This window comes from Bacillus inaquosorum (assembly GCF_023238325.1).
Taxonomy (GTDB): Bacteria; Bacillota; Bacilli; order Bacillales; family Bacillaceae; genus Bacillus; species Bacillus inaquosorum.
This window is the reverse complement of the sequence record NZ_CP096592.1, coordinates 1,907,436-1,922,156: the sequence shown is the minus strand read 5'-3', so window position 1 is coordinate 1,922,156 and position 14,721 is coordinate 1,907,436. Positions and strand designations below refer to the sequence as shown.

General features: G+C 40.1%; 13 protein-coding genes and 2 pseudogenes. 2 read left to right on the top strand and 13 right to left on the bottom strand.

Annotated features, from left to right (window positions below):
- Window positions 1-7: 7 nt before the first annotated feature.
- Window positions 8-538, bottom strand: coding sequence for an NAD(P)H-dependent oxidoreductase (locus M1M80_RS09540; RefSeq protein ID WP_060398674.1), 531 nt, complete (start codon window positions 536-538; stop codon window positions 8-10).
- A gap of 536 nt (window positions 539-1,074) precedes the next feature.
- A pseudogene (locus M1M80_RS09535) lies at window positions 1,075-1,412 on the bottom strand (hypothetical protein).
- A 95-nt stretch (window positions 1,413-1,507) separates the two neighbouring features.
- On the opposite strand from M1M80_RS09535, the gene M1M80_RS09530 reads away from it, so the two are divergent.
- Window positions 1,508-1,741: a hypothetical protein gene (locus M1M80_RS09530; protein ID WP_080429009.1), complete on the top strand. Its 234-nt coding sequence runs from the start codon at window positions 1,508-1,510 to the stop codon at window positions 1,739-1,741.
- Between the two features lie 38 nt (window positions 1,742-1,779).
- Here M1M80_RS09530 and M1M80_RS09525 read toward each other — a convergent pair whose 3' ends face one another.
- From M1M80_RS09525 to spoVK, 9 genes and pseudogenes are all read right to left on the bottom strand, one after another.
- Window positions 1,780-2,301 (bottom strand): hypothetical protein, encoded by a 522-nt coding sequence (locus M1M80_RS09525; RefSeq protein WP_060398673.1) that lies wholly within the window; start codon window positions 2,299-2,301, stop codon window positions 1,780-1,782.
- A 229-nt stretch (window positions 2,302-2,530) separates the two neighbouring features.
- A pseudogene (locus tag M1M80_RS09520) lies at window positions 2,531-2,632 on the bottom strand (YolD-like family protein); the annotation flags it as partial.
- A gap of 347 nt (window positions 2,633-2,979) precedes the next feature.
- On the bottom strand, window positions 2,980-4,269 hold the full coding sequence (locus M1M80_RS09515) for a Na+/H+ antiporter NhaC family protein (RefSeq protein ID WP_060398672.1): 1,290 nt from the start codon (window positions 4,267-4,269) through the stop codon (window positions 2,980-2,982).
- Window positions 4,270-4,756: 487 nt separating this feature from the next.
- Window positions 4,757-5,113: a hypothetical protein gene (locus M1M80_RS09510; RefSeq protein WP_060398671.1), complete on the bottom strand. Its 357-nt coding sequence runs from the start codon at window positions 5,111-5,113 to the stop codon at window positions 4,757-4,759.
- Window positions 5,114-5,800: 687 nt separating this feature from the next.
- Window positions 5,801-7,135 (bottom strand): type I glutamate--ammonia ligase, encoded by a 1,335-nt coding sequence (gene glnA / locus M1M80_RS09505; RefSeq protein ID WP_003238339.1) that lies wholly within the window; start codon window positions 7,133-7,135, stop codon window positions 5,801-5,803.
- A gap of 57 nt (window positions 7,136-7,192) precedes the next feature.
- Window positions 7,193-7,600 carry a transcriptional repressor GlnR gene (gene glnR / locus M1M80_RS09500; protein ID WP_003238341.1) on the bottom strand — a complete coding sequence of 136 codons (408 nt, stop codon included), beginning with the start codon at window positions 7,598-7,600 and terminating at the stop codon, window positions 7,193-7,195.
- 109 nt (window positions 7,601-7,709) lie between these two features.
- Complete coding sequence (locus M1M80_RS09495; RefSeq protein WP_003238343.1) at window positions 7,710-8,975, bottom strand: methionine gamma-lyase family protein; 1,266 nt, start codon at window positions 8,973-8,975, stop codon at window positions 7,710-7,712.
- 17 nt (window positions 8,976-8,992) lie between these two features.
- Window positions 8,993-10,255, bottom strand: coding sequence for a GTPase HflX (hflX, locus tag M1M80_RS09490; protein WP_060398670.1), 1,263 nt, complete (start codon window positions 10,253-10,255; stop codon window positions 8,993-8,995).
- 132 nt (window positions 10,256-10,387) lie between these two features.
- On the bottom strand, window positions 10,388-11,356 hold the full coding sequence (gene spoVK / locus M1M80_RS09485) for a stage V sporulation protein K (protein ID WP_060398669.1): 969 nt from the start codon (window positions 11,354-11,356) through the stop codon (window positions 10,388-10,390).
- A gap of 860 nt (window positions 11,357-12,216) precedes the next feature.
- Here spoVK and cwlC point away from each other — a divergent pair.
- On the top strand, window positions 12,217-12,984 hold the full coding sequence (gene cwlC, locus M1M80_RS09480) for a sporulation-specific N-acetylmuramoyl-L-alanine amidase (protein ID WP_060398668.1): 768 nt from the start codon (window positions 12,217-12,219) through the stop codon (window positions 12,982-12,984).
- A 62-nt stretch (window positions 12,985-13,046) separates the two neighbouring features.
- Here cwlC and M1M80_RS09475 read toward each other — a convergent pair whose 3' ends face one another.
- Window positions 13,047-13,667, bottom strand: a complete 621-nt coding sequence (locus tag M1M80_RS09475) for a hypothetical protein (RefSeq protein ID WP_060398667.1) — start codon at window positions 13,665-13,667, stop codon at window positions 13,047-13,049.
- 47 nt (window positions 13,668-13,714) lie between these two features.
- A complete protein-coding gene (nrdF, locus tag M1M80_RS09470) occupies window positions 13,715-14,704 on the bottom strand; it encodes a class 1b ribonucleoside-diphosphate reductase subunit beta (protein WP_014113879.1) in 990 nt (329 codons plus the stop codon).
- Window positions 14,705-14,721: the final 17 nt, after the last annotated feature.

Genomic DNA, 14,721 nt, shown 5'->3' with positions numbered 1-14,721 from the left:
CTTCCTATTACAGATTGTCAACAAAATTCAAATAATCCTGAGCGCTTTTTTCTACTTTGCTTGTACCCGGCTCACTTTCTGCACCATAAAACGCAAAAAATGAATGATAATCTGCATTGCAATACAGGAATGTCATTTCAAATGGAACTAATATTTGTTCAAGTGTATGCCGATATCTTCTATTTTCATTATAGTCTTCTTTTTGGATTCCGGCAGATACACTTAAAGCAACTCTACGATTCTTTAATTTATCTCCTCCATTAGAACCATAAGCCCAACCATAAGCTAAAACATCGTCAAACCATTTTTTTAGGAGAGGCGGACAATTAAACCAATATATAGGGAACTGGAAAACAAGATTACCATGTGATTCAACTAATTTTTGTTCTTTTTCCACGTCAATGTTTCCATCAGGGTAAACCTTAGACAATTCATGAACAGTATACTTTTCCGGATACTTTTTCAGTTCTTCTATCCATCGCTTATTAATGACGGATGTTTCTATGCTGGGATGTGTTACGATAACAAGAGTTTTCAAAGATTTGTCCTCCTTAATTATTATTTATATCTTGATAATAAAGTGCAGACTGTAAATATGTAAGTATGCACTTTTAGTTCAGGTACTTACATAAAGGTGAGTGTTCACCAGTGATAAAAGTTTTCTATAAGGGGGACTGGAATCTAATACCCGCAAAGTAGAATAGCTGCATTCTCGAAATTAATCTTTCTCCCGTTCAAAAATTTTGTTCAATATAAAACAGCTGACATTTCTTAATAATTATGAAGAGATCACCTCAAGCTAAACTTGGGTGATCTTTTTTTCTTCCCTTTAAAGCATTGCTTTCTTTTTTAGTCTTTTTGTTATGCTGAGTCAGCATGGGTAACGTCTTTTATAGATGACACTTTAATCTCTCCATTCTGTGTGAAATTGTTGTTTTTTAATTAGATGCCATAACAAAAAAAGCGTCCTAACTTTAGCTGCCGGTACGCTTTCTTTCTTAATATATGAACATATACGACATTCCAGAGTTATTTGGATTTTCAAACTATATTTTCTGAAGTGCTGATCCTTTCTTAAAATAAGCTTCTAACTGATAAATGTGTGCATTCAACAATCTCACTCCACAACCACATAGCCATTGTTTGCAATGTAAAGCCGTCAGGCAGCTTCTTCATTTACATTAACATTGAACCTCTTGCCGGTTGTTTTATGTACAATAGCCAGTTCTTCTCCATTAAAGAAACGTACAATGATTGGTTGTTTAACCACGTATCCCTCTTTTAAAGCCCTAATAAACAAATAAGGATCATCTTTATATAACTCAAAAAATTGTATCTAAGCAGTTCAAAATTAATCAACCGTATGTAATGTCTTTGTCTGATAAATTTAATTTGTTTCTAAAGTAATTAATTGCTTCATCTGTTCTTTAGGCATTTTTCCAATCTCCTATTTGTATAATGTTTTAATACACACTATATTGGGTAAAAATTTGTAGAGGTGATTTCTTTGAATAATGATCATAAAGTTACTCATTACTCTTCATTTATTTTTTCAACAATCATGGTATTGCTGGTTGCCATCTTTCCACAGTACACTTCTTGGTTTGTAGCAGTTTTCTTCTTGGGTTTTGCACTTATCTATACATTCCAAAAACATAGAACAAGTTCATCAAAAGCACTTTCTTATATTTCGTATTTTTTATTCATCGTTTCATTGACTTACACTTTAGTTAATATGTAATAATAATCCTCCACTGTGGGAGGATTTTTTGTTTAAACTTATTTCTCAGCAGCTTTTGGGCCACCTGTATCTGTAATGATAAAGCTATCTGATCCAATTTTTTTCTTACGATCTTTGTCTTCATAAATTGTAACATTGTGGCGTGTCATTAGTGTCGCCCCGGCCATTTTAAACTCTTTACGATCTTTAAAATAAACAACAGGATACTCGCCTAAGATAATCATATTTGCTAATCCAGCTAAATACGACGACCATCCACCTGAAGGAAGGTTTAATGCAAATCCTAGAGTCTGAACAACTGCAGCTAAAGAATATTTTTCAAACTTTGTGCTTCCATACTCAGTTCCTGCTGATTCCCAGTCATCAGCAGCTGCTTTAATGTTTTGACTGTTAAATACTGAGGCTGTTTTAAGTACATTAACTGGTTGATTAACACTTAATGTATTTGTATGGTTCTTTCTGGCTTCTTCTTTAGCTTCCGCCCCAGCCGCAAAAGGTGAAAACAGCCCACCAATGACCAATGTTCCAACAATACCTACCTTACAGATTGTAGAGTTCAAGGTTATCCTCCTCCAAATGTAAAATTGTGTACATTCGGCTATTACCCCATATTTATCCATTTAAACTTAATATGAATTTTTCATTTTGACTTTTTAGACAAATTCTAGGTTACTTTAAGACTTCTTCAACCGTATAAATCATAACTTTAGTTACTTATCAGATTAAATTTCTTTTAATTCCTCTGACTAAATGAAAAATTATTTTCAACTAATTTGTGCTAGTTGTTCACTCTTCAATTTTTGATACATCAAGTAAGTCTTGTTTAAGCTGTGTTAAGTGTTCTGGGAGCATCATTGATGTCCATTTGATTGTCCCTTGATCTCTAAGCAATTTGGCTCACTCCTTTATTCAATGCAAATCAGAACGATCGTTCGATGCTATATTGGTAATGCTATTCCATATCTCAAGTGATCCTTACTTAAAACAATCTACATGTCTCCAAATAAAGAAACCTCTAAAAATTCGAAGACACAAAAAATAACAAGGGTATCAAAACCCTTGTTATTTTTCATACGGTCGAGAGGACTTAGGTTATTCACCCACTAGGCCCTCAACATAATAAATTATGAAAGCTTGTTTTCATTACACTCTCTATCTTCCTTTTTCATCATTTCTATATGTTTTTACGAATTATGGTTAAAAAAAGAAAAAGGTACCGTTTGGTACCTTTTTTATCTTTATTTCGTATTTCTTGTGAATTTCGGTAGTCCAAATACAATTGCTATGATGCCGCAGATCCCGATTAAAACAGGATAGAAAGAGTAATGCAAGATGCTGACAGGTGAAATATTTCCAAACTTCCCGGCCGATAACATCTGCGCGCCATAAGGAATTAATCCTTGTATCACGCAGGAAAAGATATCTAAGATACTTGCCGACTTTCTATTGTCGATTTTAAATTCATCAGAGATATTTTTGGCAATCGGCCCGGCTGTAATAATAGCAATCGTATTATTGGCAGTAGCTAGGTTAGTAACGCTGACCAAGCCGGCAATACCAGCTTCAGCACCTTTTTTCGAATGGATTCTTTTAGAAATGAATCCCAGTAAAAAGTCAATCCCTCCGTTTTGTTTCATTACGCCGACCATTCCGCCAATTAACATTGAAAGGATGATAAGATCAGACATTCCGGCAATTCCATCCGTAATTGCTTTAAAATAAGACTCAAACGTCAAGCTGCCGCTTGCAACTCCTATAATTCCTGTTAAGATCAATCCGCCAAAAATGACAGCCACCACATTAAAACCAATTAATGCAAAGACTAACACGGCAACATAAGGAAGCACTTTAAACCAGCTGTAAGATTCAGCTCCGATATGTCCTACGTGTCCTGTCGGTATAAAAAATAATAAAATGACAGTTATGATAGCTGCAGGCAAAACGATCAAAAAATTCGTTTTAAATTTATCCATCATTTGTGTTTTTTGTGACCGTACTGCCGCGATGGTGGTGTCCGAAATAAAAGAAAGATTATCTCCAAACATAGCTCCGCCGACAACAGCTGCAATAGCGATTGCAGGGGACAAGCCAAGTTCTCCGCTCAAACCGGCGCTAATTGGAGCAACTGCCGCAATCGTCCCCATTGATGTTCCCATCGAAACAGAAATAAAACAAGCAATGATAAAAAGCCCTGGCAGTATAAACTGCTGCGGAATAATGCTCAAAGCAAGGTTGACGGTTGAGTGTACCGCTCCCATCGCCTCAGCTGCAGAAGCAAAAGCACCTGCTAATATAAAAATGATAACCATAATAATAATATCAGGATGACCCGCACCGGAAGCAAACCATTCTATTTTCTGATTGAGCGATTGCTTCTGGTTAAATGAAAGCGCGAAAGCCGATGCTATAATTGCCGCAATCAATATTGGCAATTTATAGAAATCTCCAGTCAATACACCGGAGCCGACAAAAAGGCCTACAAATAAAAATAGCGGCAATAGCGCCCAAGGATTTCCATTTTGTTTCATCTAAGTAGCCACCTCTAATTTTCAGTATCAAAGTCGTTAAACATAGTCTAAGCAACATTCCATACTTTAAAAGGCTACAGTAAAAAAGTCAAGCGGAAAAATAGTATAGTAATTATTAAATTAATAACAGAAAAGAAAAAAGGATTTTTCAAGGAGAGGAAAAAACACTCTCATCAACAGATTATTTGGAAAGTTCCTTATACAAATACAACTGTTTGATGAGGTGTGTTTAAGCGGGAATATCATTTTATTAAACTTTGGGAAGCTGGCAACATGCAACGATACAGGGCATAAAAACTGTTTTAGCTATTATCAATAATATAAAAAGGAAAGGATTCAACCCTTCCTCTTTATGCACCAACTCAACTTGCGGTCATAGCAATTGTTATTTAAAAAGTAATTTCAGAGAACATGAGAAGCATTTACAAGAAAATAACTTTCAATAAGTAAAAGCACCCAACTTAATAGTTGGGCGCTATTTTCATATTCAAATTGAGTTCTTGTAAGCACTAATTGCTTCGTTACGTAGTAACATGTTATCTTTGTTAACCATGCCTAAGTTGTAAGCTTTTTTAATAATATCTAATACCTGCGAATCCATTGCAGAAAGACTACCTCCACCATTTAATCTAGATTTCCAATAATCTAAAGACTTATTTAGGTCAAGTGAGCTTTTTTTATTCTCGGATTCAACTACCTCATTTTTCTCAAGTTTCTCACAGAATTCACTAAAGCCAATGGATGAAGGAGTTGGATTATTCCCTCCATACCCTTCTGTAGCCAAGCTGCAAAATGCTAAGAATTTCGGATCATAAATAAGATCACTTGAGTCTACATTTACCATCGATAACCACAATCCTTTCAGAGCTTTTTATAATCATAGAGCACCCTTTCCATCTTTACACATGTTAAATATCGACAATTGTTCGAATGTTTTAATGATTGAATAAAAAAGAACCTGCATTAATCATGTTCTTTCCCTAATTTACAAACTTTTGTTTTATGGATAAAACCATTATTTTATTGGGAATTTTGGATGTAGGTTCGCACAAGCAACAACTTTAGTATTGTGTTAGTCGTATCAGCATCCCTATCGTCAGCTAAAGCCAACAGTACAGATACTCAGTCATATGAATTTCCAACTTACAAAAAGTGAGATCCAGCAAACAGCTATTTAATTCAAAAGGGAGCTTCCATCAAACCTAGCGCATCTTTATGAGTTTCCAAAGAGTATAAGCACCAAAAGATAATAAACCAACACCTAGTAGAAGTGCTAAAATCAAACCACCAAAGAAATAAAATCCTCCCATGAATCTCACTCCTTTTCAGTATCATTTTGCCATTGTAGAAGCAATCTTCTTGATTAACTCATGTCCGTACCTACTTTCTAAAGTTGTATTCGTTGGTGATGATGCCTTTTCAGAGTGACACTTCTGGTGTTTTGTGGGTGATACAAGATTATACCAATTTATTAAAATAGAAAACAGATAAAAAAATCCCCTGACACCAATAGTGCCAAGGGATTGAGAGATTAATACTGAGACATATACTGTTCGCGTTCCCAAGGGTGAACTTGTGTGCGGAACATATCCCATTCGATTTCTTTTGCTTCGATGAAGTGTTCGAATAGGTGCTCGCCCAGCGCTTTGACCATGACTTCGTTTGATTTGAACTCTTCTAGCGCTTCCGCAAGTGTTGCTGGAAGGTCAACGATTCCGTTTTCCATGCGCTCTTCTTTGCTCATCACATAGATGTTGCGGTCGATTGGAGCTGGCGCTTCCAGTTTGTTTTTGATTCCGTCTAAGCCTGCAGCAAGCAATACGCTTAGTGCAAGGTACGGGTTAGCAGCTGGATCTACGCTACGTACTTCAACACGTGTGCTGATGCCGCGGGAAGCCGGGATACGGATAAGCGGGCTTCTGTTTTGCGCGCTCCATGCTACGTAGCAAGGTGCTTCATAGCCAGGAACAAGACGTTTGTAAGAGTTTACTGTCGGGTTTGTTACTGCTGTAAAGCTTGTTGCGTGCTTCACGATACCTGCAATGAAGTGTTTCGCTGTTTCACTTAACTGAAGATCTGCGTTTTCGTCATAGAATGAGTTAACGCCATCTTTGAAGAGTGATAGATTACAGTGCATACCGGAACCGTTCACACCGAACAACGGTTTTGGCATAAATGTCGCATGCAGGCCGTGTTTGCGGGCAATTGTTTTGACAACCAGTTTAAACGTTTGGATGTCGTCACAAGAGCGGACTGCACCAGCATATTTAAAGTCGATTTCATGCTGGCCAGGCGCTACTTCGTGGTGAGACGCTTCGATTTCAAAGCCCATCTCTTCAAGCTCAAGTACGATATCGCGGCGGCAGTTTTCTCCCAAGTCAGTTGGAGCCAAGTCGAAATATCCGCCTTTGTCGTTTAGTTCAAGCGTCGGCTCGCCTTTTTCGTCTAATTTGAATAAGAAGAATTCAGGCTCAGGCCCGAGGTTGAAATCACTGAAGCCTAGGTCTTCCATTTCTTTCAAAATCCGTTTTAAGTTGTTTCGCGGGTCACCTTCGAAAGGTGTGCCATCCGGATTGTAGATATCACAGATGAAACGTGCTACTTTACCTTTTTCAGCTGTCCATGGGAAGATAACAAATGTATTTAGATCTGGATACAGGTACATGTCTGACTCTTCGATGCGAACGAATCCTTCAATAGAAGAACCGTCAAACATGACTTTATTATCAAGCGCTTTTCCAAGCTGGCTTACAGGAATTTCAACATTCTTGATCGTTCCAAGAATGTCAGTAAATTGAAGACGGATATACTTGACGTTTTCTTCTTTTACTAATTTTACGATATCTTCTCTAGTGTACTTTGCCATTTCGTAAAACTCCTCCTCTAAAAGGTAAATGTATATAGCAAAACAGTTGCTAACGGATTAATGAAAGAAGCGGGACATGTCGCCTTGACGGAATGTATTCCCTCTTTGAAAACGGCCGGCTTGCATGAGCTCGTTTTTCAGGAGTTGTCTCAGCTCGTCATCGGACAGATCATGTTTCATTGGTTTTTTCGTCTTCTCGTTTTGTTTTTGCTCCGGCTCGGCTTCTGCTTTCGCCAGAATCTGTTTGATTCCTGCCATGTTTACACCTTGTTCTATCAGGTGCTTGATTTCTAACAGTTTATCTACATCATGAAATGAAAATAATCGTCTATTTCCTTCGCTTCTAGCTGGAAATATTAGTCCATTTTCCTCATAATATCGAATTTGTCTTGCTGATAATTCAGTTAACTGCATGACAATTCCTATTGGAAATAAAGGCATTGAGCGGCGAATATTATCACTCATCTCAATTTCCTCCTTTTCTTAACTTAGTTTCATTATAGGTGATGTTATATTTTGTGTCAATACGATGTAAGGATTCTTAACATGAAATTCAGTGAAATTTTTAAAAAATTTAAATTAATTGTTTTTCCATGAGTGAATCCACTGCACTGCATATGGCATTCTTCACATGCGAATAGGTTAATCCTCCCTGAACATACGCTACATACGGCGGGCGGATAGGGCCATCTGCTGATAATTCGATGCTTGCTCCCTGAATAAATGTGCCTGCTGCCATAATGACATCATCTTCATATCCCGGCATGTAGGCCGGATAAGGCGTCACGTGGGCATTGATCGGCGATGCAAATTGAATCGCCTGGCAAAAGGCAATCATCTTTTCTCTGTCAGAAAACTCAACGGATTGTATCAAATCTGTTCTTTTCGCATCCCATTTCGGGTTTGAAGTGAAGCCCAGTTTTTCAAGGAATCTCGCTGTAAACACCGCTCCTTTTAAACTCTGAGACACAACGTGAGGCGCCAAAAAGAAGCCTTGATACATTTCTTGGAGCGAGTAAAGAGATGCTCCTGCTTCTCTGCCGATGCCAGGTGACGTCATACGGTATGAGCAAGCTTCAATCCATTTCGCTTTTCCGACGAGATAGCCTCCTGTTTTCGCAAGACCGCCGCCGGGATTTTTAATGAGAGATCCCGCCATCAGATCGGCTCCGACATGGCAAGGCTCAAGCTCTTCCACAAATTCTCCGTAACAGTTGTCCACAAAGACGATCAGGTTTTCATTGATTTCTTTTACAAAACGGATCATTTCTTTTATTTCACTAATTAAGAAAGAAGGACGATTTGCATATCCTTTTGAGCGCTGAATGCCGATTACTTTCGTCTTCGGATTGATCGCTGCGGCGACTGCATCATAGTCTATTTTTCCGTCTTCTGTCAGATCAACCGCATTGTAGCCGATTTGAAAATCCTTTAATGATCCAGCGTTTTCTCCGCCTCTGACGCCTACAATTTCTTCTAGCGTATCATATGGCTTGCCCGTTATATAAAGGAGCTCGTCCCCCGGTCTGAGCACACCGAACAAAGCAATCGAGATGGCATGGGTGCCTGAGATAATTTGCGGCCTTACAAGCCCCGCTTCTCCGCCAAACACATCCGCATAAATGCTCTCAAGCGTGTCTCTTCCGATATCATCATAGCCGTATCCTGTAGACGGCGTGAAATGAGTGTCGCTTACTTTGTGTTTTCTATAGCTTTGAAGCACCCTCCATTCATTGCGCTCGCTGATTTCTTCTATTTGTTTATGAACGCCGGCAATGTCTGATTCCACTTCCATTGCCGTTTTTTTCAATAATTCTCCGTGTGTTAATGTGTCAAACATGTCTTTGAATTTCCTTCCTACATATACTTCTTTAATTCACCGATGATACTTTGCTCTTCTTGCACATAGCCTGATATGTCGTACCGTTCATTTTCTTCATTAAAATAGAAGCGGTCAACCATTGTTTCCGATTTGATTCTCGAAAGGAGCTTCCCTTCACTTGCCGGCACATGCGCTTCAAAAGATGTTAACAGCTCTTGGCGCAAATAGCGCTGAATCGCTTCTTTAAACGTTTCAGCGTCTTCCTCAAATTTCGCACTGACCATAATGTGATCCCTTCCGGCGGACGGTATAAAATCAGGCAGCTTTTGATCACGTTTATTGTAAGCTGTCAGCATCGGGATGTCATCTGCTTCAAGCTCTTCAAGCAAACGAAGCACCGTTTTTTCGTGTCCCACGTAATCCTCATTTGAAGAATCAATCAAATGAAGGATCAAATCCGCTTCCTTTACTTCCTCAAGCGTTGACCGAAATGCAGCAATCAGTGTCGTCGGAAGATCCTGAATAAATCCTACTGTATCTGACAGAAGCACGCTGTAGCCGCTTGGCAGGACCATTTTTCTGGTCATCGGGTCCAGTGTGGCAAACAGGAGGTCTTCTTCATAGCTGTCAGCACTTGTCAGGCGGTTGAACCATGTTGATTTCCCTGCGTTTGTATATCCGACAAGCGCAATTTGAAGCACACCGTTTTTCTTTCTTCTTTCACGGTATCGGCTTCTATGGCGAATGACAGTTGAAAGCTGTGTGTTGATTTCATGAATGCGATTTCTGATATGGCGGCGGTCGGTTTCCAGTTTCGTTTCCCCGGGACCTCTCGCCCCAATTCCTCCGCCTTGCCGGGAGAGATTGATCCCTTGCCCCGTCAGACGCGGAAGTGCATATTGCAGCTGAGCCAGTTCAATCTGAAGTTTGCCTTCTCGCGTTCTTGCCCGCTTTGCAAAAATATCTAATATCAATTGCGTACGGTCAATCATCTTCACTTCAATTGCTGTTGCCAACGACTTCAGCTGACTTGGAGACAGCTCATCATTAAAGATAAGGAGATCAGCTTCAAGCTCTTCCACCAGTGCCTTCAGCTCTTCTACCTTCCCTTTTCCTATATATGTAGCGGCGTCAGCCCTGTTCCGTTTTTGTGTGACGCTGGTCAATACTTTTCCGTCTGCTGTTTTTGTCAGAGATGCAAGCTCTTCCATAGAATTTTCAAAATGCTCATCCGTGATATGCGGCAGCTGACATCCGACTAAAATAGCTTTTTCCTGTCTTGTTTCCTGTTCGTTCAAATGGATGTTCCTTTCTTTTGCATATTGGGCAGTAGTATTATCATACCAAACCCTGCATGTGTATACCACAAATCGATTGCTTTGAAAAGCAAGATATACAGCAAAAAACAGACCTCTCGAAAACTGAGAGGTCTATACAGAGCCAGACGCTTCTTCTTTAATGGAAAGATCTTGGCTTTTAATGGTCATCAAGTCGCTTTTTAAGTATTGATCGCCCATTAAAAGCCTCATGGCTTGCGCTCTGATCGATTTTTCGATCAAATTTCTGACAAAACGGCCATTGCTGAATTTAATGGGACTTGTCGTGCTTTTGACTGTCATTAAGTAATCTTTTAATTTCCATTCCGCTTCTTGACTGAGCTGGTATTCCCTGTCAGAGATCATGCGTTTTGCAATCTCCATGAGCTGGGTCACAGAATAATCAGGAAAATCAATGGAAATGGGGAATCTTGATTGGAGACCTGGATTTAATGAGAGAAAATGATCCATTTCCCGAGAATATCCGGCGAGTATCAAAATAAACTCATGCTGTTTGTCTTCCATATGCTTTACGAGTGTGTCGATCGCTTCTTTCCCAAAGTCCTTTTCGCCGCCTCTTGCCAGCGAATAGGCTTCGTCTATAAACAAAATGCCGCCTAATGACTTTTTGATTAAATCTCTCGTCTTTTGGGCGGTGTGGCCGATATATTCCCCGACCAGATCAGCCCGCTCTGCTTCTATCAGATGGCCTTTTGACAGCACATTCATTTCAAAGAACAGCCTGCCGATCAGCCGTGCAACAGTTGTTTTTCCTGTTCCCGGGTTTCCTTTAAACATCATATGCAGCGCTTGCTTCCCCACCTTCAAGCCTTGCTCCGCACGTTTTTGGTTCACAAAAATCCAAGCGTATATTTCCTTGATGTTGCGTTTCATTTCCTCCATCCCAACCAGTGCGCTCATCTCTTTTTCTATTTCCTTCAAAATGCCGTGCTTCGCTTCGTTTTTTTGCAAAGCGGCTTGATATTCCGCCTCAGCCTCAGCATTTGTCAGCACTTGTTTTTGCCCGTTCAGAATAATGTTGATCTGTCCGTTGTTTTTATAAGTCACAGCGCGCTCCAACATTTTCACCTCTCTGTTCTCTCTATATGATATTCAAGCGGATGCCGTTTGTGACAAACGCCTATCATGTGTCGAAACAATTGCTTTTTTCGGGAACGATAAGGAATCTTGCGCTTTCCCGAGAAATACTTTATTTCTTATTGTATTCACGGACATGGGGTGGACAAACCAAGAGATTTTGTTTTTAATCATTTTGTCAGAACACTGAGCTATGAATATGGTGATATTCCTTTAGATGTATCAACCTCTTTATCATTATTTTCCCAAGTATCAGCCGGAAGCATCGATATGAAATCCCTTATTCTTTCTATAACCTTGTTACGACACTTCACTTAACGAAGCCCGAGCGGAAGCTCCGACGATACCGTGTTCTTTTTTCATAACGTACCCAGGTTTGGCGTGCGGCTTTCGGTTTTGAACATATCCAATCCAAGAATACGGGACACTCACACCTGTCAGCATATATTCATAGTTAATTTGCCGGCCTCATTCACCTAAGATACTGACACATTCTCTTTCTTCTATTTATAAAGAGATGCTTTAACGACTCGTCCCTTTCTCAGCATATGAAAGTGCCCCACTTGTAAATTTACGTTCCAAACGCCTGCTCCAAAATTAGAACGCAAAGACTTAAAACGAGACGGAATCAGTGTAAATAAAGCCGAACCCATAATACCCACAAACAAATGACATGTCTATATTTTTTATTCGAATGGAATCTGCTGTCGCTTCATGTTGAATTGTGCGCTTTCCCGAGAAATAATTTCCGCATGCGTAAAGGTTATTTCCTCATTTTTCAGACAGATGATACTCGTACAAGCAGAAGCCGTGTTTTTTCATATCCTGTAATGAGGTGATGAAGAATGGTTAAGATTTTTATTGATCCTGGCCATGGCGGGTCTGATCCAGGTGCAACAGGAAATGGCCTTCAAGAAAAAACGTTAACCCTGCAAATCGCTTTAGCTTTACGTACGATATTGACAAATGAGTATGAAGGAGTTTCTTTGCTGCTGAGCCGGACAAGCGACCAATATGTCAGCTTAAGTGACCGGACAAATGCCGCAAATAACTGGGGAGCAGATTTCTTTTTGTCCATTCACATTAATTCCGGGGGCGGCACAGGTTTTGAAAGCTATATTTACCCGGGTGTAGGAGCTCCGACAACAACTTACCAATCTGCAGTTCACTCTGCAGTGATACAAGCTGTCGACTTTGCCGACCGCGGCAAAAAAACAGCAAACTTCCACGTCCTAAGGGAGTCGGCAATGCCTGCCCTATTGACCGAGAACGGATTCATTGATACCGTCGCTGATGCAAATAAGCTTAAAACAAGCAGCTTTATTCAAAGCTTAGCGAGAGGCCATGCAAACGGGCTGGAGCAAGCCTTTAACCTTAAAAAAACATCCAGCTCAGGGTTATATAAGGTTCAAATCGGCGCATTTAAAGTAAAAGCGAATGCGGACTCACTCGCTAGCAGTGCCGAAGCTAAAGGCTTTGACATGATTGTCGTTTTAAAGGACGGATTATACAAAGTGCAGATTGGCGCATTTTCGTCCAAAGATAATGCAGACGCTCTTGCTGCCAGAGCGGAGAATGCCGGCTTTGACGCAATTGTCATTCTAGAATCATAGTCTAGACGCGGACGAGCGTGTCATAAAAAACCCGGCTCCTCATCACGAGAAACCGGGTTTTTTTATTCAAGAATATCAACAACAAATTGTGACCATGTTTCCAGACGGTTATAGATGTCGTCCTGTCTCAATTCTGAGACTTTCATCCATTTACCCGCAATTTGTTCTTTCTCCTTTACTTCCACTTTTGAGCAAGGCTTCAGCTGAAGCGCAGAAAGAATACCGATATGCACTTTGCCGACACTGTTTTCATCATCATTGATGAGTCCAAGTGTGACAATCGCCTGTTTATCCTCTTCATGTATTTGCAGTTCTTCGTCAAGCTCACGATCTGTGTTCAGCTTTAAGACTTCAGCAAATGAGGCTGCTCCTTCGATGGCGTTCATATGGCCTCCAAAGCCGAGAGAAAGCTTATTGTGCAAACGTGATTCTCCGCCGCCAGCCAGCCGCTCGTAAAGGAAAACTTCATCTTCGCGTTTAATGACGACATAGGGAATCGGCTGCTTGTAATGAGGATCTTCTTCTGCGTCTCCCCTTCTCATTTCACGATAGGCTGCTTCGATCTGAGCCATGATTTCTGCTACTCTGCTATCTTCACTGTTCACGCCCTGAAAGGTTAAGCTCTCTTTCTTAAACACGTCGTCGCGCGGGGCGACCAAAATCATTTCGTCCATCTTTCCCATGGTTACTGCGTCCTCCTTATTTAACCTTCAAGCGAAAAGAGCAGATATTATATCTGCTCTTTTTCATCTCCAAAATAAAAGTCATCGTCTTTGAGCGGCTCAACTGTCGCTTTTTTATAACCGTTCCCCTTCATAGAGAAGAAGTCATGTGATTTTGTTTTTGTATTTAATCCGTTTAAAACGATCGGATTAATATCTTCCTCTTCAAAGTATGGATCAAATCCAAGGTTCATCAGTGCTTTATTGGCATTATAGCGGATGAATTTCTTTACATCGTGTGAGAGTCCGACTTGATCGTACAAGTCTTCTGTATACTCAAGCTCATTTTCATATAACTCATTCAGAAGGTCGATCGCAAATTCGCGAAGCTCTGCTTTTTTCTCTTCTGTCTGCTTATTATAGATTTCCTGAGCAAGGAGACCCACATAGACGCCATGAATCGCTTCATCACGAAGGATCAGGTTGATGATTTCACCGCTTTGCATCAGTTTTCCTTGTCCGTAGAAATATAACGGATAATAGAAACCGCTGTAGAAGAGGAAGCTTTCCAGATAGACGGAAGCAACCATCGCTTTGAACAGAGAAATCTCGTCATCTTTTTGAATGGCTTTGTAAAGTCCGACGATGATTTGCGCTTTTTTCTGCAAATATTTATTTTGTTTAACCCATTCGAATACTTCATTAATCGTTTCAGTCGGTGCCAGGGTCATGAAAATATTAGAGTACGACTTCGCATGGACAGCGTTCTCCATCATTGCCATAAAGTTCAGCACCGCTTTCCGCTGATGACCGTCTACGTGTTCAGCCACGATTGGCATTCCCGTATTCCCCTGCTCTGTATCAAGAAGAGTAAGTCCAGCCAGTACCTTCATATAAGTGTCCTGCTCGTTTTTTCCGAGGTACTTCCAAGTGAGGAGATCGCCGTTTAAAGCAATCTCTTCCGGAAGCCAGAACTGTTTCACGTTTTGGTTATAGAACATTTGGGTAAAATCGTCTTCATGCTTTGACCAGTTTGCTGCGTCATAAATTTTTGTCACTATAAACTCTCCTTTAA

Bases quoted from the DNA above. Each gene is read 5' to 3' on its own strand.
- M1M80_RS09515 (WP_060398672.1), bottom strand. From the start codon at position 4,269: ATGAAACAAAATGGAAATCCTTGGGCGCTATTGCCGCTATTTTTATTT.
- M1M80_RS09510 (WP_060398671.1), bottom strand. From the start codon at position 5,113: ATGGTAAATGTAGACTCAAGTGATCTTATTTATGATCCGAAATTCTTA.
- glnA (WP_003238339.1), bottom strand. From the start codon at position 7,135: ATGGCAAAGTACACTAGAGAAGATATCGTAAAATTAGTAAAAGAAGAA.
- glnR (WP_003238341.1), bottom strand. From the start codon at position 7,600: ATGAGTGATAATATTCGCCGCTCAATGCCTTTATTTCCAATAGGAATT.
- M1M80_RS09495 (WP_003238343.1), bottom strand. From the start codon at position 8,975: ATGTTTGACACATTAACACACGGAGAATTATTGAAAAAAACGGCAATG.
- spoVK (WP_060398669.1), bottom strand. From the start codon at position 11,356: ATGTTGGAGCGCGCTGTGACTTATAAAAACAACGGACAGATCAACATT.
- cwlC (WP_060398668.1), top strand. From the start codon at position 12,217: ATGGTTAAGATTTTTATTGATCCTGGCCATGGCGGGTCTGATCCAGGT.
- M1M80_RS09475 (WP_060398667.1), bottom strand. From the start codon at position 13,667: ATGGGAAAGATGGACGAAATGATTTTGGTCGCCCCGCGCGACGACGTG.